Annotated in this window: 20 protein-coding genes; 13 read left to right on the top strand and 7 right to left on the bottom strand. The window is 69.9% G+C overall.

From position 1 onward, the window contains the following. Positions 1-26: 26 nt before the first annotated feature. Positions 27-740 (bottom strand): hypothetical protein, encoded by a 714-nt coding sequence (locus JJJ14_RS11620; protein WP_201444214.1) that lies wholly within the window; start codon positions 738-740, stop codon positions 27-29. 143 nt (positions 741-883) lie between these two features. Then, positions 884-1,570, bottom strand: a complete 687-nt coding sequence (locus JJJ14_RS11615; RefSeq protein ID WP_180806221.1) for a hypothetical protein — start codon at positions 1,568-1,570, stop codon at positions 884-886. Between the two features lie 244 nt (positions 1,571-1,814). On the opposite strand from JJJ14_RS11615, the gene clpB reads away from it, so the two are divergent. Further along, the gene (clpB, locus tag JJJ14_RS11610) at positions 1,815-4,496 is read left to right on the top strand and encodes an ATP-dependent chaperone ClpB (RefSeq protein WP_201444213.1); all 2,682 of its coding nucleotides are present in this window, start codon (positions 1,815-1,817) and stop codon (positions 4,494-4,496) included. Positions 4,497-4,664: 168 nt separating this feature from the next. Here the strand turns inward: clpB and JJJ14_RS11605 are convergent, their stop codons facing one another. From JJJ14_RS11605 to JJJ14_RS11595, 3 genes are all read right to left on the bottom strand, one after another. Next, entirely contained in the window at positions 4,665-5,696 is a 1,032-nt protein-coding gene (locus JJJ14_RS11605; protein WP_201444212.1) for a DUF3152 domain-containing protein, read from the bottom strand. Positions 5,697-5,781: 85 nt separating this feature from the next. Next, complete coding sequence (locus tag JJJ14_RS11600) at positions 5,782-6,411, bottom strand: RES family NAD+ phosphorylase (protein ID WP_236592832.1); 630 nt, start codon at positions 6,409-6,411, stop codon at positions 5,782-5,784. Further along, positions 6,408-6,998: a hypothetical protein gene (locus JJJ14_RS11595; RefSeq protein WP_201444211.1), complete on the bottom strand. Its 591-nt coding sequence runs from the start codon at positions 6,996-6,998 to the stop codon at positions 6,408-6,410. Before JJJ14_RS11595 ends, JJJ14_RS11600 begins: the two co-directional genes overlap by 4 nt. 423 nt (positions 6,999-7,421) lie before the next feature. On the opposite strand from JJJ14_RS11595, the gene JJJ14_RS11590 reads away from it, so the two are divergent. Continuing rightward, the gene (locus JJJ14_RS11590) at positions 7,422-8,225 is read left to right on the top strand and encodes a TetR/AcrR family transcriptional regulator (protein ID WP_236592831.1); all 804 of its coding nucleotides are present in this window, start codon (positions 7,422-7,424) and stop codon (positions 8,223-8,225) included. A gap of 157 nt (positions 8,226-8,382) precedes the next feature. Here JJJ14_RS11590 and JJJ14_RS11585 read toward each other — a convergent pair whose 3' ends face one another. Further along, positions 8,383-9,063, bottom strand: coding sequence for an HAD family hydrolase (locus JJJ14_RS11585; protein ID WP_010613339.1), 681 nt, complete (start codon positions 9,061-9,063; stop codon positions 8,383-8,385). Between the two features lie 198 nt (positions 9,064-9,261). On the opposite strand from JJJ14_RS11585, the gene JJJ14_RS11580 reads away from it, so the two are divergent. Further along, positions 9,262-10,272 (top strand): LacI family DNA-binding transcriptional regulator, encoded by a 1,011-nt coding sequence (locus JJJ14_RS11580; protein ID WP_201444210.1) that lies wholly within the window; start codon positions 9,262-9,264, stop codon positions 10,270-10,272. A gap of 167 nt (positions 10,273-10,439) precedes the next feature. Here JJJ14_RS11580 and JJJ14_RS11575 read toward each other — a convergent pair whose 3' ends face one another. Further along, positions 10,440-13,271 carry a GH32 C-terminal domain-containing protein gene (locus JJJ14_RS11575; RefSeq protein WP_201444209.1) on the bottom strand — a complete coding sequence of 944 codons (2,832 nt, stop codon included), beginning with the start codon at positions 13,269-13,271 and terminating at the stop codon, positions 10,440-10,442. Between the two features lie 244 nt (positions 13,272-13,515). Here JJJ14_RS11575 and JJJ14_RS11570 point away from each other — a divergent pair, with 244 nt between their 5' ends. The 10 genes from JJJ14_RS11570 to JJJ14_RS11525 all read left to right on the top strand — a co-directional run bounded on the left by JJJ14_RS11570 (position 13,516) and on the right by JJJ14_RS11525 (position 23,209). Then, on the top strand, positions 13,516-13,812 hold the full coding sequence (locus tag JJJ14_RS11570; RefSeq protein ID WP_075414517.1) for a PspC domain-containing protein: 297 nt from the start codon (positions 13,516-13,518) through the stop codon (positions 13,810-13,812). Between the two features lie 446 nt (positions 13,813-14,258). Then, positions 14,259-16,517 (top strand): NAD(+) synthase, encoded by a 2,259-nt coding sequence (locus tag JJJ14_RS11565; RefSeq protein WP_201444208.1) that lies wholly within the window; start codon positions 14,259-14,261, stop codon positions 16,515-16,517. Between the two features lie 302 nt (positions 16,518-16,819). Further along, positions 16,820-17,260: a PTS sugar transporter subunit IIA gene (locus JJJ14_RS11560; RefSeq protein ID WP_009407652.1), complete on the top strand. Its 441-nt coding sequence runs from the start codon at positions 16,820-16,822 to the stop codon at positions 17,258-17,260. Beyond that, entirely contained in the window at positions 17,260-17,751 is a 492-nt protein-coding gene (locus JJJ14_RS11555) for a PTS system mannose/fructose/N-acetylgalactosamine-transporter subunit IIB (protein WP_201444207.1), read from the top strand. Before JJJ14_RS11560 ends, JJJ14_RS11555 begins: the two co-directional genes overlap by 1 nt. Before the next feature lie 109 nt (positions 17,752-17,860). After that, a complete protein-coding gene (locus tag JJJ14_RS11550) occupies positions 17,861-18,793 on the top strand; it encodes a PTS mannose/fructose/sorbose transporter subunit IIC (RefSeq protein WP_003788909.1) in 933 nt (310 codons plus the stop codon). A gap of 21 nt (positions 18,794-18,814) precedes the next feature. Continuing rightward, positions 18,815-19,672: a PTS system mannose/fructose/sorbose family transporter subunit IID gene (locus JJJ14_RS11545; RefSeq protein ID WP_075373720.1), complete on the top strand. Its 858-nt coding sequence runs from the start codon at positions 18,815-18,817 to the stop codon at positions 19,670-19,672. A gap of 224 nt (positions 19,673-19,896) precedes the next feature. Beyond that, positions 19,897-20,679 carry an HAD family hydrolase gene (locus tag JJJ14_RS11540; RefSeq protein WP_201444206.1) on the top strand — a complete coding sequence of 261 codons (783 nt, stop codon included), beginning with the start codon at positions 19,897-19,899 and terminating at the stop codon, positions 20,677-20,679. Next, positions 20,672-21,271, top strand: coding sequence for a hypothetical protein (locus JJJ14_RS11535; protein ID WP_201444205.1), 600 nt, complete (start codon positions 20,672-20,674; stop codon positions 21,269-21,271). The genes JJJ14_RS11540 and JJJ14_RS11535 overlap by 8 nt, the downstream gene beginning before the upstream one ends. Before the next feature lie 82 nt (positions 21,272-21,353). Next, the gene (locus JJJ14_RS11530) at positions 21,354-22,247 is read left to right on the top strand and encodes an HAD family hydrolase (RefSeq protein ID WP_201444204.1); all 894 of its coding nucleotides are present in this window, start codon (positions 21,354-21,356) and stop codon (positions 22,245-22,247) included. Between the two features lie 158 nt (positions 22,248-22,405). Beyond that, a complete protein-coding gene (locus tag JJJ14_RS11525) occupies positions 22,406-23,209 on the top strand; it encodes an HAD family hydrolase (RefSeq protein ID WP_233431634.1) in 804 nt (267 codons plus the stop codon). Positions 23,210-23,329: the final 120 nt, after the last annotated feature.

Here is a 23,329-nt window from a genome sequence, read left to right as displayed (position 1 = left end):
CCCGGACGGAGTGGCGCGCGCGGTGCTCAGTGGATCGTCTCGAGGATGGCTGTCTTCAGCTCGTCGATGGACTGACCGCTGGAACCGGCGTTGACGGAGATGATGGCGTACTTCCCCTTCTCCTTGGTGGGGGTTGCGATGAGGGCGCCGTTGATCGTCTGGCCCCCGATGTTCGCGGTGTAGTTGAGCACGGCCGCCTCGCCATTGGCGGTCTGCTCGGTGGAGTAGCCGGTCGAGGTCGCTCCGGGGATCGAGGTGAGGGCAGGGCTCAGCTCGGCCTCGGTCAAGGGCTTGGTGGCGGGAATGGTGGTCTTGGAGACGTTGGCGTTGCCGAGGTAAGGAGTGAAGCCGTCGTCGGGGGCCTTGTAGTAGATGTCGGATGTAGCGTCCAGGGGGGTGGCCTGCCAGCCCTCGGGCACCGCGAAGGTGAGGTTGACGGTGGGGGCGGTGACCTCCTGGTACCCCGCGGGTGTCGCCTTGGGTAGGTCGCTCTGCGTGGCGCTGGCGCTGGCGGAGGCCTTGTCGTCGCCCTTGTTGGTCTTGTCCGCCTCGGCGTCCTTCTTGCTGTCCTTGGTGTCACTGTCCTTGTCGTCGCCCTTGTCCGATTCTGCCGTGCTGTCGGAGGTGGCCGAGCCGGAGGAGTCGGAGCCCTCAGTGCTCTGAGAGCAGGCGGTCAGAACGGGGGCGGCTGTCAGGGCGAGGCCGGCCAGCAGGGTCGCAGCGGTGCGTACGGGTTTCATGATGCTCCAGTGTGTGAGTGCGAGTGTGATCCCTAGGGCATCACGTTCTGGTGGGAACGCACGATGGGGATGCTTCCCCATCGTGGACTGAAGGAGGGTTTGCGGTCACTGGGCCGTGACAGGCTCGCTGTCGCCTCTGCCCGCTAGTGGGCCGTCGTGAGGATGGTGGACACGATGGTGTTGACCTCCTCGGCGCTGCCGGCCGTCACGGCGATGCGCACGTAGGTGCCCGACGACGTCGGAACGGCGACCACCGCGCCGGCCGTCTGGGTGCCCTGAACCTGCGCGGTGGAGGTGTCGACGGCGGCCTGCCCGTAGGTGGACGGCTTGGTGGAGTAGCCCGTCGGCGTGCCTCCCTGTCGGGTGATGATCTCGTCCATGCTCGCCTGGGATGGGGGCGTGGAGGAGGTCTCGGTCTCCTTGGCGACCGCGACGCTGTTGAAGGACAGGCCGCCGCTCTGCGAGAACCGGCCGTAGAAGGCGTCGGTGCTGCTCAGGCGCTGGGTGAGGGTGGACGGATCCACTCCCTGGGCCCGGGCGAGCAGCGCCTTTTGGGCCTCGGGAAGAGCATTGAGGTCCTCCCAGTCCTCGGGAATCGCGAAGGTGAGGCCGGATGTCGGTGCGGTGACCGCCTGGTGCCCCGCCGGGATGGAGGGGGTCGTGCTGCCGGAGGCGCTCGCGCCGCCCCCGCTCGACGACGTCGCCGCGGCTGCGGGGCCCGATCCGGTCGCTGTCGCTGCGGCCGAGCCCGCCGACGAGGGGCTGGTCTGCGAGCAGCCCGCCAGAATGAGGATGGTGGCCAGGGCCAGGGTGGCGCGCGTGGTTCTCATGATGTCTCCGGGGTGAGGACGGGGTCGTGATGTGACGATAGCGGCGTCGTGGAACAACGGTGTTTCAAGCGGTTGGTTGGCATGTTGCAGGTCGGCGCGATGACCGGCGGAATGTCTCCGGCAGCACCCCAAGGAGTTGCCCACGTCACTGCCGGTCTCAGAAGTTGAGTGGAATAGACTCAACTCTGCGAAGGTTGTGGTGACCAGAAGACGCAACACGTCACTACCTCTGAAGGAGATCCGCATGGACACCAACTACACCACCAAGTCGCAGGAGGCGATCTCCGGGGCCATGCAGGCCGCCGCCGCGGCCGGCAACCCCCAGATCGAGCCCGCGCACCTGCTCGTTGAGCTCCTCTCCCAGCCCGACGGCGTCGCCGCCGGACTCCTGGCCGCGGTCTGCCCCGACGCGGCGGCCCGCCAGGCTGTCGGCGCCTCCGCGCGCCGCATCCTCACCCAGCTGCCCGCCTCCTCGGGCTCCTCCATGACCCAGCCTCAGCCCTCGCGCTCCCTGCTGGCCGCCCTGGAGGCCGCCTCGACGGTCGCCAAGGAGCTGTCTGACGAGTACATCTCCACCGAGCACCTGCTCATCGGCCTGGCCAAGGGTGACGCCTCCGGCTCCGCCCCCACCGTGGCCCGCATCCTGGCCGACGCCGGCGCCACCCCGGAGGCCCTCATCGAGGCCCTGCCCCAGGTCCGCGGCTCGTCCCGCGTCACTTCCGCCAATCCCGAGGGCACTTACAAGACCCTGGAGAAGTACGGCACCGACCTCACCGAGGCCGCTCGGGAGGGCCGCCTCGACCCGGTCATCGGCCGCGACGCCGAGATCCGTCGCGTCGTGCAGGTCCTGTCCCGGCGCACCAAGAACAACCCCGTCCTCATCGGTGAGCCCGGCGTGGGCAAGACCGCCGTCGTCGAGGGCCTGGCCCAGCGCATCGTCGCCGGCGACGTCCCCGAGTCCCTGCGCGGCAAGCGCCTCATCTCCCTGGACCTGTCCGGGATGGTGGCCGGCGCCAAGTACCGCGGTGAGTTCGAGGAGCGCCTCAAGGCGGTCCTCAAGGAGATCAAGGACTCCGACGGCGAGGTCATCACCTTCATCGATGAGCTGCACACCGTCGTCGGCGCCGGCGGCGGCTCCGAGGGCGCCATGGACGCCGGCAACATGCTCAAGCCCATGCTGGCCCGCGGCGAGCTGCGCATGGTGGGCGCCACCACCCTGGACGAGTACCGCGAGAACATCGAGAAGGACCCCGCCCTGGAGCGCCGCTTCCAGCAGGTCTTCGTCGGTGAGCCCAGCGTCGAGGACACTGTGGCCATCCTGCGCGGCATTGCCCCCAAGTACGAGGCCCACCATCAGGTGACCATCTCCGACGGCGCCCTCGTGGCGGCCGCGACCCTCTCCGACCGCTACATCACCGGTCGCCAGCTGCCCGATAAGGCCATCGACCTGGTCGATGAGGCCGCCTCCCGGCTGCGCATGGAGCTCGACTCCAGCCCCGTCGAGATCGACGAGCTGCGCCGTCGCGTGGACCGCATGCGCATGGAGGAGGCCTACCTGGATGAGTCCATCGAGGACGTCTCCAAGGCTGACCCGGCTGACGTCGACCGCCTCGAGCGCCTGCGCGCCGAGCTGGCCGACGCCTCCGAGGAGCTGGCCTCGCTCAACGCCCGCTGGGAGGCCGAGAAGGCCGGCCACAACAAGGTCGGTGAGCTGCGCGCCGCCCTGGACGAGATGCGGACCCGCGCCGACCTGGCCGAGCGCGAGGGCAACTTCGAGGAGGCCGGTCGCCTGCGCTACGGCGACATGCCCGCCCTGGAGCGCCAGATCCGCGAGGCCGAGGCCGCCGACGACGCCGCCGAGCAGACCGCCGGCGAGCCCATGATCGCCGAGAAGGTCGGCGCCCCCGAGATCGCCGAGGTCGTGGGCTCCTGGACCGGCATCCCCGTGGGCAAGCTCCTCCAGGGGGAGACCGAGAAGCTCCTGACCATGGAGGACGTCATCGGTGAGCGCCTCATCGGGCAGAAGGCCGCCGTGGCCGCCGTGGCCGACGCGGTGCGCCGCTCGCGGGCCGGCATCTCCGACCCCGACCGCCCCACCGGCTCCTTCCTCTTCCTGGGCCCCACGGGCGTGGGCAAGACCGAGCTGGCCAAGGCCCTGGCCGAGTTCCTCTTCGACGACGAGCGCGCCATCGTGCGCATCGACATGTCCGAGTACTCCGAGAAGCACTCCGTGGCGCGCCTCGTGGGCGCCCCTCCCGGGTACGTCGGCTACGAGGAGGGCGGCCAGCTCACCGAGGCCGTGCGGCGTCGGCCCTACTCCGTGGTCCTGCTCGACGAGGTCGAGAAGGCCCACCCCGAGGTCTTCGACATCCTCCTGCAGGTGCTCGACGACGGCCGCCTCACCGACGGCCAGGGGCGCACGGTCGACTTCCGCAACGTCATCCTCGTGCTCACCTCGAACCTGGGCAGCCAGTTCCTCACCGACCCGCTCACCAGCCCCGAGGAGAAGCGCAACGGGGTCATGAGCGTGGTCCAGGCCTCCTTCAAGCCGGAGTTCCTCAACCGCCTCGACGACATCATCATCTTCGAGGCCCTCTCCAAGGAGGAGCTGGGTGAGATCGTCGAGATCCAGCTGGCGCGCATCGCTCAGCGCCTGACGGACCGGCGCCTGAGCCTGGAGGTCACCGACGCCGCCCGCAGCTGGCTGGCCGACGAGGGCTACGACCCCGCCTACGGGGCCCGGCCACTGCGCCGCCTCGTCCAGCGCGAGATCGGCGACCGCCTGGCCCGCATGCTGCTGGCCGGGGAGGTCCTCGACGGACAGAAGGTCGTCGTCGACAAGGTTGACGGCTCCGAGGGGCTCACGCTGCGGGCCGAGGGCGAGGCGCACCTGCCGTCGGCCTCCTCGGCGGCGTCACCGGCCTGATCCCGGAACCCGACCGAGCCGACCGCCTGGAGCAGAGGCTGTGACAGGCCAGTGACAGGCCAGTAACCGGCCAGTGCTGAGGGGGCGGGCCCACCTGAGTGGTGGGCCCGCCCCCTTCGTGCTGCTAGCGCATGCTGCCGGCTCATGCTGCCGGCGGCGTCGCGCGCCTCAGCCGGGCTGGTTGTCCTGGGTGGGCCAGGCGTTGTACACGCAGCCGCCGGCCAGGTCGTGGCTCTGCTGAGCCATGAGCGGGGCCTTGAGTCCGGCCCCGGCGCAGAACTCGTGCTCGTGGCCGAGGAAGTGACCCACCTCGTGGTTGGTGACATAGGTGCGGTAGGAGTCGACGTCGGGGTAGGTGACGGCGCCCCAGTTCCACCGGTCGGAGTTGATGACCACGTTGTCCCCGTTGCGGCAGCTCCACATGCCGCCGGTGTCCAGCGGTGAGCACAGGGCGTCGGCGCTGGGCGGCGTGGCGATGTTGAAGGTGAAGTCTGCGCTCGCGGGGTCGGCCACCGGCTGGAAGGAGGTGTTCTGCGCGGTGGGCCAGCCGCGCTCGTCATTGAGGATGCGCTCCACGATGGGGGCGGCCGTTGCGGCGTCGACATGTGTGCCGCCCTCGACTCGCAGCACGTAGCGGTAGACGGTGGCGGCTGCGGGGCGGGAGACGGGCACGGCCGGCGCGATGGTCCAGCTGCCGTTGCCGACGGCGCCGGAGTGCGCGAAGCCCTCGGAGTCCAGCTGCGGGGACGGCAGTGCCGAGGCCGACGGCGTCGATGAGGCGGAGGGGGTGGCCGAGGCCGACGGCGAGGCTGCGCGGCTGGCGGACGCCCGGGCGGAGGGCTGGGCCGTGGCCTTGGCCGGGGTTGAGGACTGGCGTGCGGAGGAGCTCAGCGGCAGGGCGAAACCGGGGCGGAGCCCCCAGACCCGTAGTCCGATGACGATCAGGACCAGTGCCACAACGAAGGTCGTGCCGTACAGGAGCCGGTTGCGGGCGCGACGCCGACGTCGCTCCCGGCGGGTGATGGTGAGGGCTCGCCGGCTGGCGGGATCGGGTGCGTCCGACGAAGGGCGCTGCGGGGAGGGCCGGCCCTCAGGGCTGCGTCGATGACCGGCGGATGTTCGACGGCGTCCAGATGCCGACGACGAGGCGCGGCCGGGGCGGGAGGGGCGCCGCGGCGGCTGCGGGGTCGAGGGACGCATACGACCATCGTAGGGGCGTGCGCCCGACCAACCCGCCGGGAGGCACCCCTGCGCGCCCAAGGTCACATGCGGTGTCGGGGCAGGCTCAGACGATCTCGTAGCCGATGTCGGGGGCGAGCGTCTTCAGCAGGGCGTAGAGCGTGGCGTCGGCCAGCGGGGCGGTGTCCCGGGGCAGGGTCGGCAGGCTGTCGCGCGCGGGGGAGAACAGCACTGTCATCTCGCCCCCGGTCATCGTCGAGCGGGCGCGCAGACCGTCGATGTCGGGCAGCTGAATCCGGATGGCTCGCGCCCAGGCCCGGCACGTCGAGCGCAGGGCGCTGTCAAGGCTGACCGACGCTCCGTTGCGCAGCGCCCAGGTGCTGGTGAGATCGAGCAGGCGCAGCGGACGAGTCGCCTCCCAGACCTGCAGAAGAGGCATATCGCTGCGCGTGTCGATGACGCGGGTATCGGCGAAGACCTCCGCGACGCACGTGAGCAGGTCGCCGGCGGTGTACAGGACCCCGTGCTCCGGATGCTCCCCCGTCGGCAGCGGGTGCGGATCCCAGCGGCATCGCGGGTGCGGCCCCCAGGTCCGCAGCTCGCCCCACGGCAGGGGGTGAGGGCTGTGTGCGAAGGCGACGCGGGAGAGTTCGGCGTGCTCCACCGTCACGATGTCCTCCGGGCGGGTGTCGAGCGTCGACGGTGGCTGTGGGGGATTCTTCGGTCGGGGACTCACCGATAGTCCGCATCCGAGAGCTGCTGGACGACCGCCGCCGGGTCCCCGCCGGCGATCAGCCACTGCGCGGGTGTCGCCCCGTCAAGCAGCTCGGGGTCCGACGTCGTCATCCGCGCCTCGATGGTGGCCGGCGTCAGTCCCTCGCGCAGGGCGGGCACCACCGTTGCCAGGCCCGGGATCGGGCGGCCCTCATGGAACTGCCACGTGGGGAACCTCAGCGACCGCCCCTCGCGGTAGGCGTAGAGAGTGCGCCCGGCCGCACGGGTGATCGTCGTCGTTGTCCGGCCGAGCAGGGTGGCGACCTGGCGGGTGCTCAGAGAGCGCGCCAGCGTGCAGGCCGCCTGGACGGCCTCATGCTGGGTGGTGAGCTGCTCGGCGTACGTGCGATCGGACAGGATGCGCTCCACTGTGCGGGCTGTGGACTTGCTGCGGCCGCGAGGGGTGGTTCGGGCCAGGAAGTCGGTCATGCCGGCGGACACCGGGCCGACGCCGCCCTGCGACGTGCGGGCAGTGGCCTCGCGCATCGCGTCCGCGAGCTCCTCTTCGCCGAGATCGAGCTGGTCGAGCAGTCCGGCAAGAACAGTCATGGAGTGAGTGTAATGCACCGAGCGTGCATGTGCATGCATAGACGATGCGTCATGGTGGCTCCTGGTGGGGCTGGTGGTCTGTCGACAGAGAGGTTCGCGGCATGTATTTGAACCGGAAACAAGAATCTCGCAAGTGTTATGCAACTGTGACCATCGGGGTGCTGCACCGCGAACCTGGATGAAATCACCAAAGAACCTGGGTGGTGACGGGAGGTTGTGGCGGCCAGCAATCCCAGCAGCCCCAACAGACCGCGCGGTCGGGGAACTCTGTGCTGGTAGGAGCCGGTTAATTGTGTGAAAACCGAGACCAAGTCGTCACTCACGTCACGGGGAGGGCACGCGGAGGTCACACTTGAGCGGATTATTCCGATGAGGGCCTTTCTGCCTTGCAATTCCCTTACTGGAAGGTGCCATGATGCCGCCATGAACACTGTCAGTACCCCGACTTCGCCCCAAGCTGCCCCGGCTAGGCGGCGCGGACCCGGGCGCCCCCGAGCGGGCAGCGAGGACAAGCGAGCACGCATCCTCAATGAAGCCGTGGTTCTCTTCGGAGAGCACGGGTATGCCGGCACCTCCCTGGCCGACATCGCCAACGCGGCAGACATTTCCAAGGCCGGACTCCTGCACCACTTCTCCTCCAAGGACGAGCTCTTCTGCAAGGTGCTGGAGCGCCGTGACCGCGAGGACGCCCTGAGCATTCTCGTGGAGTCCCCGGCCGTCGAGGGAGACGCCGCCGAGGCACCCGTCGACACCATCGGCAACCTGGACACCCTCGACGTCGCGGGTGCCTCCGACCTGGACGGCAACCCCTGGGCCCTGCTGGAGCGCTACATCGAGCTGCTCGAGCGCAACGTCGCCCACCGGGACCTCACGGCGATCTACACCGCGACGGCGGTCTCGGTCCTTGATGCCGAGCACCCCGCGCACCGGTGGATGGCCAACCACCTCAACAGCGCCGTCGAGCGCTTCGAGTCCAGCTTCGAGGCCGGCAAGACCGCCGGGCTCGTGGACCCGAAGATGCCCTCGCGCCTCGTGGCGCGCAGCCTGGTCGCCCTCATTGATGGCCTCCAGCTGCAGTGGCTGTGCTCGACGACGCCCGGGACGGCCGCCGCGGAGTCCCTGTCCACCGACCTGGTGGCGGAGATCCGCCTCTACGCCGACTGCCTGCGCAGCCAGTGGGAGGTCCAGGAGACCCCGGAGACCCCTCAGCGCCCCAAGGCCGCCTGACGGTCAGAGGCGCCGCGTCGCCCTGGGCTCGGCGCCTCCACGAATCCTCATCAGAATCCCTATCCATCCCATCCGGCTCGGGAACCTCGTGTTCCCGAGCCGGTCCTGTCCTCGGGCGCCGGTCGTGAGCGGGTGGCCCGCCTGATTCCGGACCGATTCAGCGGTCCGCCCACAGCAGCAGGTGCGGGGTGATCGAGGCCAGGTCCGGGACGACGACGAGGCCGGGGTCGGCCGGGAAGTGCTTCGTGGCCCCGATCTGCACGACGTGGATCCCGTTGCCCCGGGCCGAGGCCGCCCCTGTGGGGGAGTCCTCGACGACGACGCAGTCCTGGGGGCGCAGGTCGAGGCGCTCGACCGCCGTGGCGTAGGGCAGCGGATCGGGCTTGGCCCCGACGCCGTCGTCACCGGTGACCAGGACGGCGAAGACGTCGCCGAGCGCGGAGGCCACTTTCTCGACGATCCGGCGCGGTGAGGCCGACACGATTCCCTGGGCCAGCCCCACCTCCGACAGTGCCGAGGTGATCCGCAGCGCCCCGGGCAGCAGGGGAGGGGCGGCGCTCACGGAGGCCTCGACGTCGTGCGCGATCGCCTCGAAGACCTCCTGCGTGGCCGGATCGTCCCAGGAGCGGGTGGCGCCGGTGGCGGCAATGAGCTCGCGGGCCTGACGGATCGAGGCCCCCGTCATCTGGGCGACGAGCTCTGGGCGCGGGTCGCCGCCCAGGGCCTGGCAGTGGTGGATGAATGCCTCGTCCCAGAAGGGCTGGGAGTCCATGAGAGTGCCGTCCATGTCCCACAGGACAGCGCGCACCGTGAAGTTGGGAGTGGGGGAGGTCGTCATGAGAAATAGCCTAGCCGGAGGGTGGTGCGGCGCACAGGCGCTGGGCGCGCTGCCTCATGACCCGCCTGCCGGCGCTCGGGGTTATGCGCTGCGCCGTCGTCCTGGCAGACTGCCGTCAGGACGCCAGGTGGTGCACGTGCCGGAACCCAACGGGGTGTGCAGGTGGCGGCGCAGTCGGAGGGGCCGGGAGGAGAGCGGGTGGGCGACACCTACAGGACCACGATGGCGGACGTGGCCAAGGCGGCCGGCGTCTCGCGCACCACGGTGTCCTTCGTGCTCAACAACCGCGACGGGGCTCGTATCCCACCGCAGACCCGCGAGCGCGTCCAGCAGGTGGCTGCCGAGCTCGGCTACCGCCCGCACGGCGGGGCACGGGCCCTGGCTTCGCGCCGGTCCTCCCTCATCGGCCTGGTCTCCGAGATCGTCACCAGTCCCTTTGCCGCCGCCACGATCCGCGGGATCCAGGACAGCGTCCGGGCCGCCGGCTACACCCTGTTCATCGTGCCGACCTCGACGGAGGCCACCGTGGATGGCGAGGCCTTCGAGACGCTGCTGAAGTCCCGGGTCGAGGGGATCATCTACGCCACCGGCTGGAACTGTCGGGTTCGCATGCCGGCGCAGGCCCGCGAGATCCCCACCGTCCTGGTCCACTGCATCGACCCGGTCTCGGGCCTTCCCTGCGTGCGCCCTGACGAGGAGCAGATGGGGCGCCTGGCCGCGCAGGCGCTCTTGGAGGGCCATCACCGCGACATCGGCGTCATCGAGCTCGACCCCAACGACGGTGAGGCCGCTCCGGGGCGGCGCGTCGGCTACCGGAGCTACCTGGAGCAGGCCGGCATCCCCTGGAGCACCGTTCACGTGGCCGTCGGCCACGGCACCACCCGGGACGGCTACGCGGCCGCCTCCCGCCTCCTGACGGATCACCCCTGGCTGACCGGGCTTGTGTGCGGCAACGACCGCATGGCGATGGGGGCCTATGCCGCGATCCGTGAACAGGGGCTGAGGGTGCGTGAGGACGTGGCCGTCATCGGGATCGACGACCAGGAGCTCATCGCCGACCAGGTCCATCCGGCCCTGACGACGGTCGCGCTGCCCTTCGAGGAGATGGGGCAGGTGGCCGTCTCCCACCTGCTGGCCCTCATGGAAGGCGAGGAGGTGCCCGCTGAGACGCTCCTGCCGGGCACGATCATCCGTCGCTCCTCGGCCTGACAGCGCATCGTGCCGTCTATGCGGCCGGGGACAGTGTGCGCGTACGGGTGCGGAACCTTCCCGGTGGGGACATGCTGCGCCGTCGGGGGCGGGATACCGGTCCCCGGCGGCGTCGAACGTCCCCGGTCGCAGGGGAAGGTCCCCGGCCGTGAGGGAGACGCTGCTGCTCAGGAGTGCCGACGGCGCAGGCGCAGCGTGTAGGCGCCGGTCGCGGCGGCGGCCGCCCCCAGGGCGCCCAGGGTCAGGGAGGTGCCGGTGCGGGCCAGCGGGAACCGGGCGGAGGCACTCTTGCCGGCCGCAGCGGCGGTGGGGCTCGCCGACGCCGCAGCCGCCTTCGCCTGGCCGCGGGCCGGCTCCTGGACGGCGGGCTTGCCGGCCCCGGGGGAGTCGGGGCCCTCGGCCGGGGCGCCGGCGTCCTGGACGGAACCCAGGTGCCACAGGCTCAGGGAACCCAGATGCGCCGTGCCGCCCTCGGCGTAGAGCGAGACCCCCGTGGCGTCCTGTTCGGGGTAGACGGTCTGGGTGATGACCGGAGTGCCGTCGGCCGCGAAGACCTCCACAGAGTGGGCGTCAACAATGATGCGCAGGTGGACCTGTCCCTTGCTGTCCGGTGACAGCGGCGCGGTGGACCGGGCCGGGAACTTCGGGGAGAAGTCGGTGACCCCGGAGTGGGTGCGGTCCACGACGAGCTGCTTGGCCTGGGAGTCGTAGCCGATGAGCGTGTACTGCTCGCCGTTATCGAGGACCTTGAGACCGGCGAAGGAGGAGGCGCCAGGGCTCAGGTCCACGCTGATGTCCAGGGAGGTGCCCTGAGCGGCCTTGCCCAGAGAGGTCTCGCCCGCCGGGATGTCGGTGTCCTTCCGGGTGAGCTCCTGGCCGGTGCGCAGGGACTCCAGGGCGGTGATGGGCTGAGCGGTCAGGCGCAGCTTGCCGTTCACCCGGGTCAGTCCCATCTCGCGCACCGTGGACATGGCGGTGCGCCAGGTGGTGGTGGGCAGGTCGCGCACGTAGGCCCAGTTGCTCATCCAGCCCACCTGGTAGCGCTTGCCGTTGGGGACGTTGTCCCAGGTGATGGCCGCGTAGTAGTCCTTGCCGTAGTCCAGGCGCGGGACGACGTCGGCCCCGGAGAAGGCCTTCGTGTCCGACTGGAGGATCTGGTCGACCATGAGGTGGCCCCAGTCCTCGGCGTTGCCGTTGTGGTCCTCGATGACGAGCCGGGCCTTGCGGCCCTTGTAGGCCGTCACGTCCATGCTCGTCCACTCCAGGGTCCCGGAGTTGTTGCCAGTGGCGGAGGCGACGACCTTGCCGTCCACGACGAGGTTGACCGAGGTGTTGTCCGCGATGGGGGAGGCCTTCTTGTCCGAGGCGCGCACCTCGTCCAGGAGGATGTGTCCCCAGGGGCCGGTGGCCGTGTCAGTGACGACGATCTGGGCGGACTTGCCCTTGAGATCGCTGACGTCCCAGCTCTGCCAGTTGAGCTCCTCCAGGTTGCGGCCGGTGGCCGAGCGCACCACCTTGCCGTCGACGACCAGCTCGACGACGCTCACCCCGGAGCCCCCGTCGGCGCCGCCCTCGGGGCGCGGGTTGTTGCCGCCGCCCATGAGGAGGTTGAGGTAGGGGGAGTCGATGGTGAAGGTCGGTGAGGTCGCGGTGCCGGTAGTGGCATCCGAGCCCTGCCCGGTGGCGGCGTCGAGATAGGTGTTGAGCAGCCCGGCGCTGGAGTGGTTGACCAGCGGCTGCTGGCCGGGGGTGGCGCCCTGAGGTGGCGTGGCCCCGAAGGCGTTGCCCTCCACGGTCCAGCCCTCCCAGGAGCCGTCGAAGCCGGCCAGGAGCCTGCCGCCGCCGTTGTCGCCGGTGGCCTGCGGGTTGTAGGGGTGCTTGCCGCCGGCGGTGCGCAGGTTGATGTAGGACGAGGAGACCGTGAACTCATCCGAGGTCAGCGTGCCGGTGTCGGCGTCGCTGCTGCCGAAGGAGTCCACGTAGGCCTTGCCCTGGTGGCCGGGCAGGTCCCCGGTGGCCGGGCCTGAGCCGAAGGCGGCGCCGTCGGCCTTCCAACCGGCGTAGCCGTTCTCGAAGTCGGCCAGGGTCGTGCCCTCCTCACCGGTGTAGTGGGGGATCTCGTCGGGGGTGAAGGTGGTGCCGTCCCAGCTGCCCACGAAGTACTGGGCGGAGTCGGCCACCGTGACCACCAGGACCCACTTGACCTCCTTGGAGCTGCCGTCGACCGGCAGTGGGAAGAAGTCCGGGCACTCCCACACGGCCGAGGTGATGCCCTCCCCACCGAAGCTGGACTGCTCGGTCCAGTGGATGAGGTCGGGGGAGGAGTAGAAGGAGACGCGGTGCTCGGTGGCGTGGGAGACCACCATGGTCCAGCGCCCGGAGGTCTGGTCCCAGAAGACCTTCGGGTCGCGGAACTCCTTGGAGCCGATGTCCAGGACCGGGTCCCCGTTGTTGTACAGGTTCCAGGTGCGGCCCTTGTCCGTGGAGTAGGCCAGGGACTGGGACTGGTTGCCGCCGACGTCGGCCCGCGTCCACACCGCGACCATGGCCGGGTTGTCCGGGCTGCCCAGGCCGGAGGTGTTCTTGGTGTCGATGACCGCCGATCCGGAGAACACCCCGTACTGCGAGGTGTGCGGGATCGCCACCCCCAGCTCCTGCCAGTGGACCAGGTCCTTGGAGATGGCATGGCCCCAGGACATGTTGCCCCAGTCCGAGCCCTCGGGGTTGTACTGGTAGAACATGTGGTACTCGCCGTCGTAGTAGACGAGTCCGTTGGGGTCGTTCATCCAGTTCTTCTGGGGGGTGTAGTGGCTCTGCGGGCGCCACCGCTCGCCGGACTGGTCGGCCTTCGGCGGCGCCGGTGCGGCTGGTGCGTTCGGTGCGACGGAGGCCGGTCGGGCCTGGCCGGAGGCGGCTGCGGGCATGGAGGTCAGCGTAGAGGCGGCTGCCAGCAGGCAGAAGGCGGTCAGGGCGCTGAGTGCTCGGGTGGTCCGACTCATGTGCTGTCCTCCGGGAAGCGGGCTCGGCGTGAACGAGGGCGGGCGCTGTTGCGGGTCGGGGCGGTGCTCAGGGGCTGCCGCCCCGTTTCCCACGCCGATCCGATAACGCGCGTTAGCGCCGGTAATAAGTTACGCGGCCCCTCGACGTCGGGCAAGCACCCGGGGTCATTCCCGATCAGCATCGGGGACTTCTCAGGGTGCTCCCCGATAGTCGGTGGCGGGCCTCATCGTCCAGACTGTTGCCATGACGCAGCAGCAGTACCCCGGTCAGTTCAGCCAGTCCGCCCGCTCCGAGGGCGGGGGCTCCGCCTCCGGTCGGACCGGCGAGTTCTTCCGTTTCCGCGACTCCCTGCCCCGCCGTTCCCGCGAGCACCGCATTCTCGGTGGTGTCTGCGGGGGGCTGGCCGAGGCCTGGAACATGCCCGTGACCGCGGTGCGCGTCGGGGTGATCCTGGCCAGCTTCCTGCCCGGCCCCATGTTCCTGGTCTACGTCGGAGCCTGGTGCCTCATGCTCGACGAGCCCGCCCCCGCCCAGTACTGACTGTTCTCAGCCTGCCCGGGCGGGTCCGAGTCGACTGGCCCGGGCCGTGACAGTCCTCCGGAGACCTTTAGCGCTGCGGTAACACGACCTGTACCAGACTCACGACTACCGACATCGGCCGAGGACGTCGACGTCTTCGGCCTCGTAGAAAGAAAGGTGATGGCTGTCTCTTCGCTCTCCTTAATGCTTCTCTCCTGCCGTCTGTCCATCACTCGCTTTCTCCTGACGCATGCCCGTCCCTGCTGCCATCGGTTCCAGGCGGCGCCTCGGGCCCACGCGTGAGTGATGGGCTGCGCCCGCCTCGCCGCCCCCGGTTCCACGGGTGACGTGGTGGGCGCAGTGCGTGGCGGCGCCCATCGGCCGGAGCCCGGAGAAGGCAGGGTTCCCGGCCGTGACACGGGGGCGGCGGCTTCGCGGGAAGGCGCCGTCGATGGGAGGATCGAGCCGTGACCGACACCGTGAATGACGCCGCAACCGACGCCGTGACTGCTCCAGCGACTGACATCGAGTTCCTCTCCGCCTACGACCAGGGCTTCGCCCGCGTCGCCGCCGTCACCCTGCCGGTGGTGCCCGTCGACCCGGCCGCCAACGCCGCCGCCATCATCGAGCAGGCCCGCACCCTGGCCGAGGACGGCGTCTGCCTGGCCGCCTTCCCCGAGCTGTGCCTGACCGGCTACGCCATCGACGACCTCCTGCTGTCCGACGTCCTGCTGTCCGACGTGCTCGCCGCCATCGAGACCCTGCGCGCCGCCAGCGCCGGTCTCCTGCCCGCACTCGTCGTCGGCGCGCCCCTGCGCCTGGGCGACCGCCTCTACAACTGCGCCCTGGTCATCCAGGGCGGGCGGGTGCGCGGCGTCGCCCCCAAGTCCTACCTCCCCACCTACCGGGAGTTCTACGAGAAGCGGCACTTCGCCCCCGGCGACGCCCTGCCCGCCGGGGTGGAGAGCATCGAGCTGCCCGGCGTGCACGGCGGTTCCGACGGCGCTGAGAGGACCGAGAGTGCCGACGGCTCTGGTTGTCCTGAAACGGCCGCCCGGGTCCCCTTCGGGGCGAACCTCCTGTTCGAGGTCGAGGACGTCCCCGGCCTGACCTTCCACGTCGAGGTCTGCGAGGACATGTGGGTGCCCGTCCCGCCGTCGTCACTGGCGGCGCTGGCCGGGGCGACGGTCCTGGTCAACCTCTCCGGCTCGCCCATCACGGTGGGGCGGGCCGAGGACCGTGAGCTGCTGGCCCGCTCCTCCTCGGCCCGGGGACTGGCCGCCTACGTCTACGCCGCCGCCGGGCAGGGCGAGTCCTCCACGGACCTGGCCTGGGACGGCCAGACCCTCGTCTACGAGAACGGCGAGCTGCTCGGCACCACCGAGCGCTTCCCCGACGGTCCGCGCGCCACCGTCGTCGACGTCGACATCGAGGGCCTGCGCGCCGAGCGCCTGCGCCAGGGGACCTTCGCCGACAACGCCCGCACCCTGAGCTCCCCGGTCGCCGGCGCCCCGACCGCGGCCACCACCTTCACTGATCCGGCGGCCTTCCGGCGCATCCGGATCGGCGCCGCCGACCTGGCCGCCCCGCGCACGGACATCGGCCTGCGCCGCCGCGTGGACCGCTTCCCCTTCGTGCCCGACGACCCGGCCCGACTCGCCCAGGACTGCTACGAGGCCTACAACATCCAGGTGGCCGCCCTCGTCCAGCGCCTGGGGGCCATCGGCAACCCCAAGATCGTCATCGGCGTCAGCGGTGGCCTGGACTCCACCCACGCCCTCATCGTGGCCGCCCGCGCCATGGACCGCCTGGGTCGGCCCCGCTCCGACATCCACGCCATCACCATGCCCGGCTTCGCCACGAGCGCCGGCACGCGCCGCAACGCCGAGGACCTCGCCGTCGGCCTGGGCTGCACCTTCGAGGAGCTCGACATCCGGGCCACCGCCACCCAGATGCTCACCGAGATGGGTCACCCCTACGGCGAGTACGCCCGCACCGGGGCCCTGCCCGAGGGCGCGAGCGAGCGGGACCTCTACGACGTCACCTTCGAGAACGTCCAGGCGGGCCTGCGCACCGACTTCCTCTTCCGCATCGCCAACCACCGCGGCGGCATCGTCCTGGGCACCGGGGACCTCTCCGAGCTCGCCCTGGGCTGGTGCACCTTCGGGGTGGGCGACCAGATGGCCCACTACGGCGTCAATGCCGGCATCCCCAAGACCCTCATCCAGCACCTCATCCGCTGGGTGGTGGCCGAAGAGCTGTTTGACGACGCCGTCGGCCGCACGCTGCTGTCCATCCTGGACACCGAGATCAGCCCCGAGCTGGTGCCGGCCGAGGCCGGCGGCGCCATCCAGTCCACCCAGGCCAAGATCGGCCCCTACGCCCTGCAGGACTTCACCCTGTGGCACGTGCTGCGCCGCGGCTCGCGCCCCAGCCGCATCGCCTTCCTGGCGCACAAGGCGTGGGTGGACGCGCAGAGCGGGGACTGGCCCGAGGGTCTGCCGCCCTCGGAGAAGGTGGCCTATGACCTGCCCGAGATCCGGCGCTGGCTCGAGCTGTTCCACCGGCGCTTCTTCACCAACCAGTTCAAGCGCTCCACCCTGCCCAACGGGCCCAAGGTGGTGGCCGGCGGTTCGCTGTCCCCCCGGGGCGACTGGCGCATGCCCTCCGACGCCGCCGCGACCGCCTGGCTGGCCGAGCTCGAGCGCAACGTACCCCGAGTGTGAGGCTCCCGTGAAGAACCGGGACTATTGTCCTACAGTGTGAGGTAAGTCACAATGTGACGCGCAAGGCGTCTTGTGTTCGGGAATGATGAGATTAAAACGCTTATTTCCTGCGGAAACGTCCGGCGATGTGTTGGTAACGCGTGTTATCTCCGTTGGTTTTGTGCGCTTCTGTGTGAAAGTGGTGGGCTCCTGAGTGGTGGCGATCACGCTGATCCTTTTTATCGTCGCCCTGTCACACACCTTGCTGTTGCCCAGGCCATACACACCTTCGGCGGCAGCCCGGATGGGAAAGGTCCCCGCCCATGGTCTGCCTGGTCGTAGCCGCGCACGGACACCTGGCTGAAGGTCTTGTCGCCTCCTCAGCGATGATCGTCGGTCCCAGTGACGACGTCGTCGCCGTCACCTTCGAGCCCTCCGAGGGCCCCGATGACCTGCTGGCGAAGTACGCCGCCGCGGTCGAGGCCTCCTCCAGCCAGGAGTACCTCATCCTCGTCGACCTCTTCGGCGGCAGCCCCTATAACGCCGCCGCCCGGTTCGCGGCGGGGCGCGACGATGCCGACGTCGTCACCGGCGTCAACCTGCCCATGGTCATCGAGGTCCTGTCCCGACGTCTGACCGGCGCCGGTCTCGCCGAGCTTGTGGAGGCCGCCCGCACCTCCGCCGTCGACGGCGTCAAGGTCCTCTCCGAAGTCTTCACCCCTGCCCCCACCACCACTTCCGACGATGAAGGAGACGAGCTCTGATGGACGTCAAGCTCCTGCGTATTGATTCCCGCCTGGTTCACGGACAGGTCGCCAACAACTGGGCCGGATCCCTGGGCGCCGAGGCCATCCTCGCCGTCTCCGACGGCGCCGCCAACGACGAGCTGCGCAAGACCCTCATGCTGCAGACCGGCGGCGGCAAGGTGAAGGTCCACGTGCTGGGAGTGGAGAAGGCCGCGCGCGTCTACAAGAACCCCAAGTACGAGACCCTCAAGGCCGTCATCGTCGTCGAGACCCCGGCCGACATCGTGCGCCTGCTCGACCTGGGCGTGGAGGCCAAGGAGGTCAACGTCGGCGGCATGACCTTCAAGCAGGGCACCAGCCAGGTCTCCCAGGCCGTCTACGCCAGCCCTGCCGACGTCGAGGCCTTCAAGGAGATCGACTCGCGCGGCATCAAGCAGTACATCCAGCAGGTGCCCTCCACCGCGAGCTCCGACCTCATGGCGGCCCTCAAGGAGAAGGGCCTGCTCTAAGGGCGCGGCCTTCGTCCCCACACCTCCCTCGCACACCTCCATCCCGTCACCCTTCGGTGGCGGGCTCAGCAGGAGTGTGCTGTCAACCCTCACATGAGAGAGACATACCGTGCATGACATCAATCTGATCCAGATCATTCTGGTCACGCTCGTGGCGTTCGTCGCGGGTATGGCCAGCGTCCTGGACGAGCGGCAGTTCCACCGCCCGCTCGTCGCCTGCACCCTGACCGGGATCGCCCTGGGCAACCCCGCCGTCGGCATCATGGTCGGTGGCTCCCTGGAGCTGCTCGCCCTGGGCTGGATGAACGTCGGCGCCGCCATGGCCCCCGACTCCGCCCTGGCGTCCACCGTCTCCACCATCATCGCCGTGGCCTCGGTCGGTGACGCCTCCTCCACCAAGAGCGCCATCGCGGCCGCCATCGGTGTGGCCGTCCCGCTGGCCGTCGCCGGCCAGGCCCTGACGATCTTCGTGCGAACGATCGCCATCTTCTTCGCCCACCAGGCCGACCGCTTCGCCGAGCAGGCCAACTACCGGGGCATCGCCATCATGCACTTCACGGCCCTGGGCCTGCAGGGACTGCGCGTCGCCATCCCGACCGCAGTGGTTGCCGCACTGGCCTCGGGTGACACGGTCAAGCACGCCCTCGACGCCATTCCGAAGGTCATCACTGAGGGCCTGGGCATCGCCGGAGGCTTCATCGTCGTCGTCGGTTACGCCATGGTCATCAACATGATGAAGGCGCGCAAGCTCATGCCCTTCTTCTTCCTGGGCTTCATCTTCGCCACCTTCGCCACCACCGTGGGCGGCTCGGCCTCGGTCAGCGACCACAGCAAGGGCATCGACAAGTGGGTCATCGACCTCGCTCCCAACGGCGCCACCCTCGTGGCGCTGGGCATTCTGGGGGCCTGCCTGGCCGTCATCTACGTCCAGCTCAACCCCGAGTTCCACGACTCCGTGCGTCTGCCCGCCGCCGCCTCCCCTGCGGCCAGCGGCGGCTCCAGCAGCGACCTGGATGACGACCTCGACGACGAGCTCGACTGAGCTGGAAGAAGGAAGACTGTTATGACTACTGAAACCGCTCCGGCCACCGCGGAGAAGATGCTCACCACTCGTGACCTGCGCCGGATGTACTGGCGCTCCACCTTCCTGCTCGGCTCCTTCAACTTCGAGCGCATGCAGGCCATGGGCTTCTGCTACACGCTCATGCCCGCCATCCGGAAGTTCTACCGCGACGACAAGAGCGCCCAGGCCGCAGCTCTCAAGCGGCACCTGGAGTTCTACAACACTCACCCCTGGGTCTCCTCGGTCGTCTTCGGCGTCACCGCCGCCATGGAGGAGCAGAAGGCAAAGGGCGAGGAGATCTCCGAGGAGACCATCACCTCGGTCAAGGTCGGCCTCATGGGGCCGCTGGCCGGCGTCGGCGATCCCATCTTCTGGGGGACCGCTCGCCCCGTCCTGGCGGCGCTGGGCGCCTCCCTGGCCCTCAACGGCTCGATCGTGGGCCCGCTGCTGTTCTTCGTCGGCATCAACCTTCTGCGTGTGCTCACCCGCTGGTACGGCCTGAAGTTCGGCTACGAGCGCGGGACCGAGATGGTCACCGAGGTCGGTGGTGGGCAGCTCAAGAAGATCACCCAGATGGCCGCCATCATGGGTCTGTTCGTCATGGGCGCCCTGGTCTCCAAGTGGACCACCATCAAGTTCCCGACCGTGGTCTCCAAGGTCGCCGACCCCGACACCCAGATCGTCAAGGTGACGACCGTCCAGAGTATCCTCGACCAGCTGCTGCCCGGCCTGGCGGCGTTGGGCCTGACCTTCCTGTGCATGTGGCTGCTCAATAAGAAGGTCAACGCCCTGTGGATCATCCTGGGCATGTTCGCCTTCGGCATCCTGGGGCGCTGGACCGGCTTCCTGGGAGTCTGACGACGGCATCCGCATCCCGTCTCTGAGCGGGGAGGGGGCGTAGGACTTGCTTCCAGCCCCCTCCCCGTTCCGTGTGTTCGGTAGAATGCGCGGGGTCGGCGCCGGCTCTCCCGGCGCGCCATCAGTGCTCCACCGGGGCCGTCCGACGCCTCCTCCCGGCTCTCCTCCTCCCGCCCCGCTCCGACGTCGTCCCCGTCCTCCGCCCCCTCAAGCAAGGAACCCGCGTGACCCGACTCCTCGTCACCGACCTGGACGCCACCATCGTCTTCGACCGCTCCGTCTCACCCGCCGACCGTGAGGCCATGGCCCGCTGGCGGGCCGCCGGCAACCTCCTGGCCGTGGACACCGGCAAGTCCTCCTTCGCCACCTGCGACGTCCTGGCGCCCCTGGGCGTCGACTTCGACTACGGCGTCGTCTTCACCGGGGCGGTCCTCATCGACGGTGGCTACCAGGTCCTCTCGGCCCGCTACCTGCCCGACGGCGTCGCCCGCGACGTGGCGACCCGCACCGTTGACCTGCCGGGGGTGACCACCTACGCCACCACCATCGAGACCGACTACATCTTGGCTGACAACAACGAGGAGATCTCCTCCATCCTCGCGGTCTTCGAGCACCTGAGCCCGGAGGAGATGGACGCCCACCGCTTCATCGGCGTGCCCCTGCGCGTCACCGACGACGCCCTGCGCGAGCGCCTTCACCACGACCTCACCGGGCGCTGGGAGGGCGTCCTGGACTGCCACCGCAACCAGGAGTTCCTCGACCTCGTGCCCGCCGGCGCCACCAAGGGCGCGGGCCTGCGCGCCCTCCTGGACGGGCCCCTGGCAGGACAGGATGTCGAGGTCTGGACCATCGGCGACTCCTGGAACGACCTGGACATGCACGCCGTCGCCGACCACGCCGTCGCCCTGCCCTGGTCCCCTCCGGAGGTGACGGCAGCGTGCGAGACGACCGTGGGCTCCATGGCCGAGCTCATCACCACGATCCTGGAAGGCGACCGGCATGAGTGAGAACAGCAGGACCGACGGCGCACGGACCCTGGGCGCCCGGGTGCGCGACTGGTTCAACGGCGGGGATCCCGACGGGCGCGCCAAGCTGCGCGCCTGGGCCACCGGGGAGGACGGCCGCTGGCGCGGCTACACCCACTCCATGGGCAGGTACGTCACCTGGTTCATGGTCATCGCCTGCGTCCTCTACCCCTTCACCCGGGGCATCGGCTCGATCCTGGCCCTGCTCGTGGCCATCTTCCTCATGGGCGGACGCGCCATGATCGAGCGGCAGGTGCGCCGCGACGTCTCCGACCTGGAGGAGGCCAAGCGCCAGTGGGGGCTCACCCGCAACCCCGAGTACCTGCGGTTCATGACCCTGCGCGCCGAGGGGCTGCTCGAGGACAACAAGATCCTCACCCCCGACTCGCGCAGCCTCCTGCAGGGCTACGCCCAGTGGGCCCACGAGCGCGTGGAGCGCGAGGACAAGAAGCAGGCCAAGAAGGCCCGCAAGGCTGAGAAGAAGGCTCGCCGGGAGGGAACGGGTCACGAGTCTGACGAGCCCGCTGACGCTGCGGCGAAGAATGAGGAGAATAAGGCTGCTGACGGCTCCTAGCGATCCTGGGCGGCTCGCGGGCCGCACGCAGGCCGCTCTGAGGCGGCTGGAGACCGGCAGGACCGGAACGGAAAGGACTCCCATGCCACGCAGGCTCATCTCCACCGACCTGGACGGCACCATCGTCTTCAACGGGACGATCTCGCTGCGTGACCGCGAGGCCATGGCCCGGTGGCGGGCGGCCGGCAACCTCCTGGTCATCAACACCGGCCGGTCGGTCTCGGCGCTGGAGCACGTCGTGGTGCCCATGGGCCTGGAGTTCGACAACGCCATCCTCTACACGGGGGCCGCCATCGTGGACGAGGACATCCGGGTGCAGTGCTCCACGGCGCTGCCGGCCGGCGTCGTCGAGGACATCCTCGACTTCGTCGAAGGGGCGCCGGGCGTCACCGTCTTCACCACCGGACTGGACGAGGACCTGCTCATCTACGACACGATCGGCTCCGGCTCCGAGCTGCTGACCCTGTTCCGGCCGGCCACCCGGCGCGAGCTGGACGGGCGCGAGGTCATCGGGGTGCCGATGCGCTTCACCGACCCGGAGATGGCCGCACGCACCGAGACCTACCTGCACCGGCGCTGGGAGGGGCAGGCGGTGGGCTTCCGCAACCAGGACTTCATCGACGTCGTGCCCGCCTCGGCCTCCAAGGGGGAGGGCCTCAGGCGGTTGGTGGCGAGCCTGGCCGAGCCGCCCGCCGGGGAGGCGGCTGGGGCTGCCGGAGAGGGTGCGTCCGGGACGGGAATGGCCGGGGAGGCGACGGCCGGCGGCTCGGCGGGGCTCGACGTCGGTCCGTGGACGGCGGAGCCGGTAGAGACCTGGTCCATCGGGGACTCCTGGAACGACATCTCCATGCACGCCGCTGCCGACCACTCCTACGCCCTGCCTTGGTCGCCGCCGGAGGTGGTGGCCCAGTGCGACGGCACGGTCTCCAGCCTCGCTGACCTCATCGACTCCCTCATGGGGCGACCGGCTTTCTAGTCCCCACACACTTCGACAGAAACTTCAGAATCGACGCGGCTCCGGGTCTTTTTTGAAGATTCGGTCGAAGTGTTGCGGCGTTGCGGCGTTGATGCGCCGGTGGGCTGGGGTGTCGCGGCGCGCGGCGGGAGCGGGCGGCGCGGGCTATGCTCGCCGGCATGCGTCTGCTCGCCACGGATCTCGACGGCACCCTCGTCTTCCACCACGCCGTCAGGCAGGCCGACGCCGAGGCTCTCGTGCGCTGGCGGGCGGCCGGCAATCTCCTCGTGCTGGCCACGGGGCGCTCGGTGCGGCTGGTGCAGCACGCCGTCGAGGTGGCCCGGGCCTCGACGTCCATCGGCCTGGACTACGACTACGCCGTGTGCGCCACGGGCACGACCGTCATCGACGCCGCCGGTCGGGTCCACCGCACCCGGAGGCTTGAGGCTGCCCAGGTGCGGGCGGTCGTGCAGGCGATCGGCGACGTCGTCCAGGCCCCCGTCTCCGTGTTCGCCTCAACCCTTGAGCGCGACTACGTGCTGGACGACCCGATCGGCCTGTCCACCGACCAGCGCACGCCCCCGGACCGCTTCACCGCGGCGCCCCTGTCGCAGGTTGCGGGCCTGGGAGTGACCTCCATGCCGCTGCACATCCCCGACGTTCGGACCGCCGCGGCGCTGGCCAGCGGCCTGGAGGAGACGGTGGACGGCATCAGCTGCACCCGCTCGACCGGCTTCGTGGACGTCACGGCCGCAGGCGAGTCCAAGGGGATGGGCCTGGGCCGGCTCGCCGAGCTGCTGGCCGACCAGGGCATGGAGGTCAGTGAGGTGGCCGCCGTGGGCGACTCCTGGAATGACATCTCGATGTTCGAGCAGGCCGACGTCCCCTGCGCGATGGCCGGTGCCCCGGGCGAGGTCGTTGAGGCCGCCGGCGGGCGCACCACCCCGAGCGTGGCCGCCTTCATCGACGCCCTGCTGGCCTGAAGGCACGTGGAGGCCGGCCCGCGTGCCGTCGGCGCCTCTCGCCCGGCTGCTGAGCACCGACTGGCTCAGCGCGCCCACACACTTCGACAGAAACTTCAAAAAAGACGCGGCTCCGGGTCG

The sequence above is a fragment of the Actinomyces sp. HMT 175 genome (assembly GCF_016694895.1).
Lineage (GTDB): Bacteria > Actinomycetota > Actinomycetes > Actinomycetales > Actinomycetaceae > Actinomyces > Actinomyces oris.
This window is presented reverse-complemented; position numbering and strand designations above follow the sequence as displayed.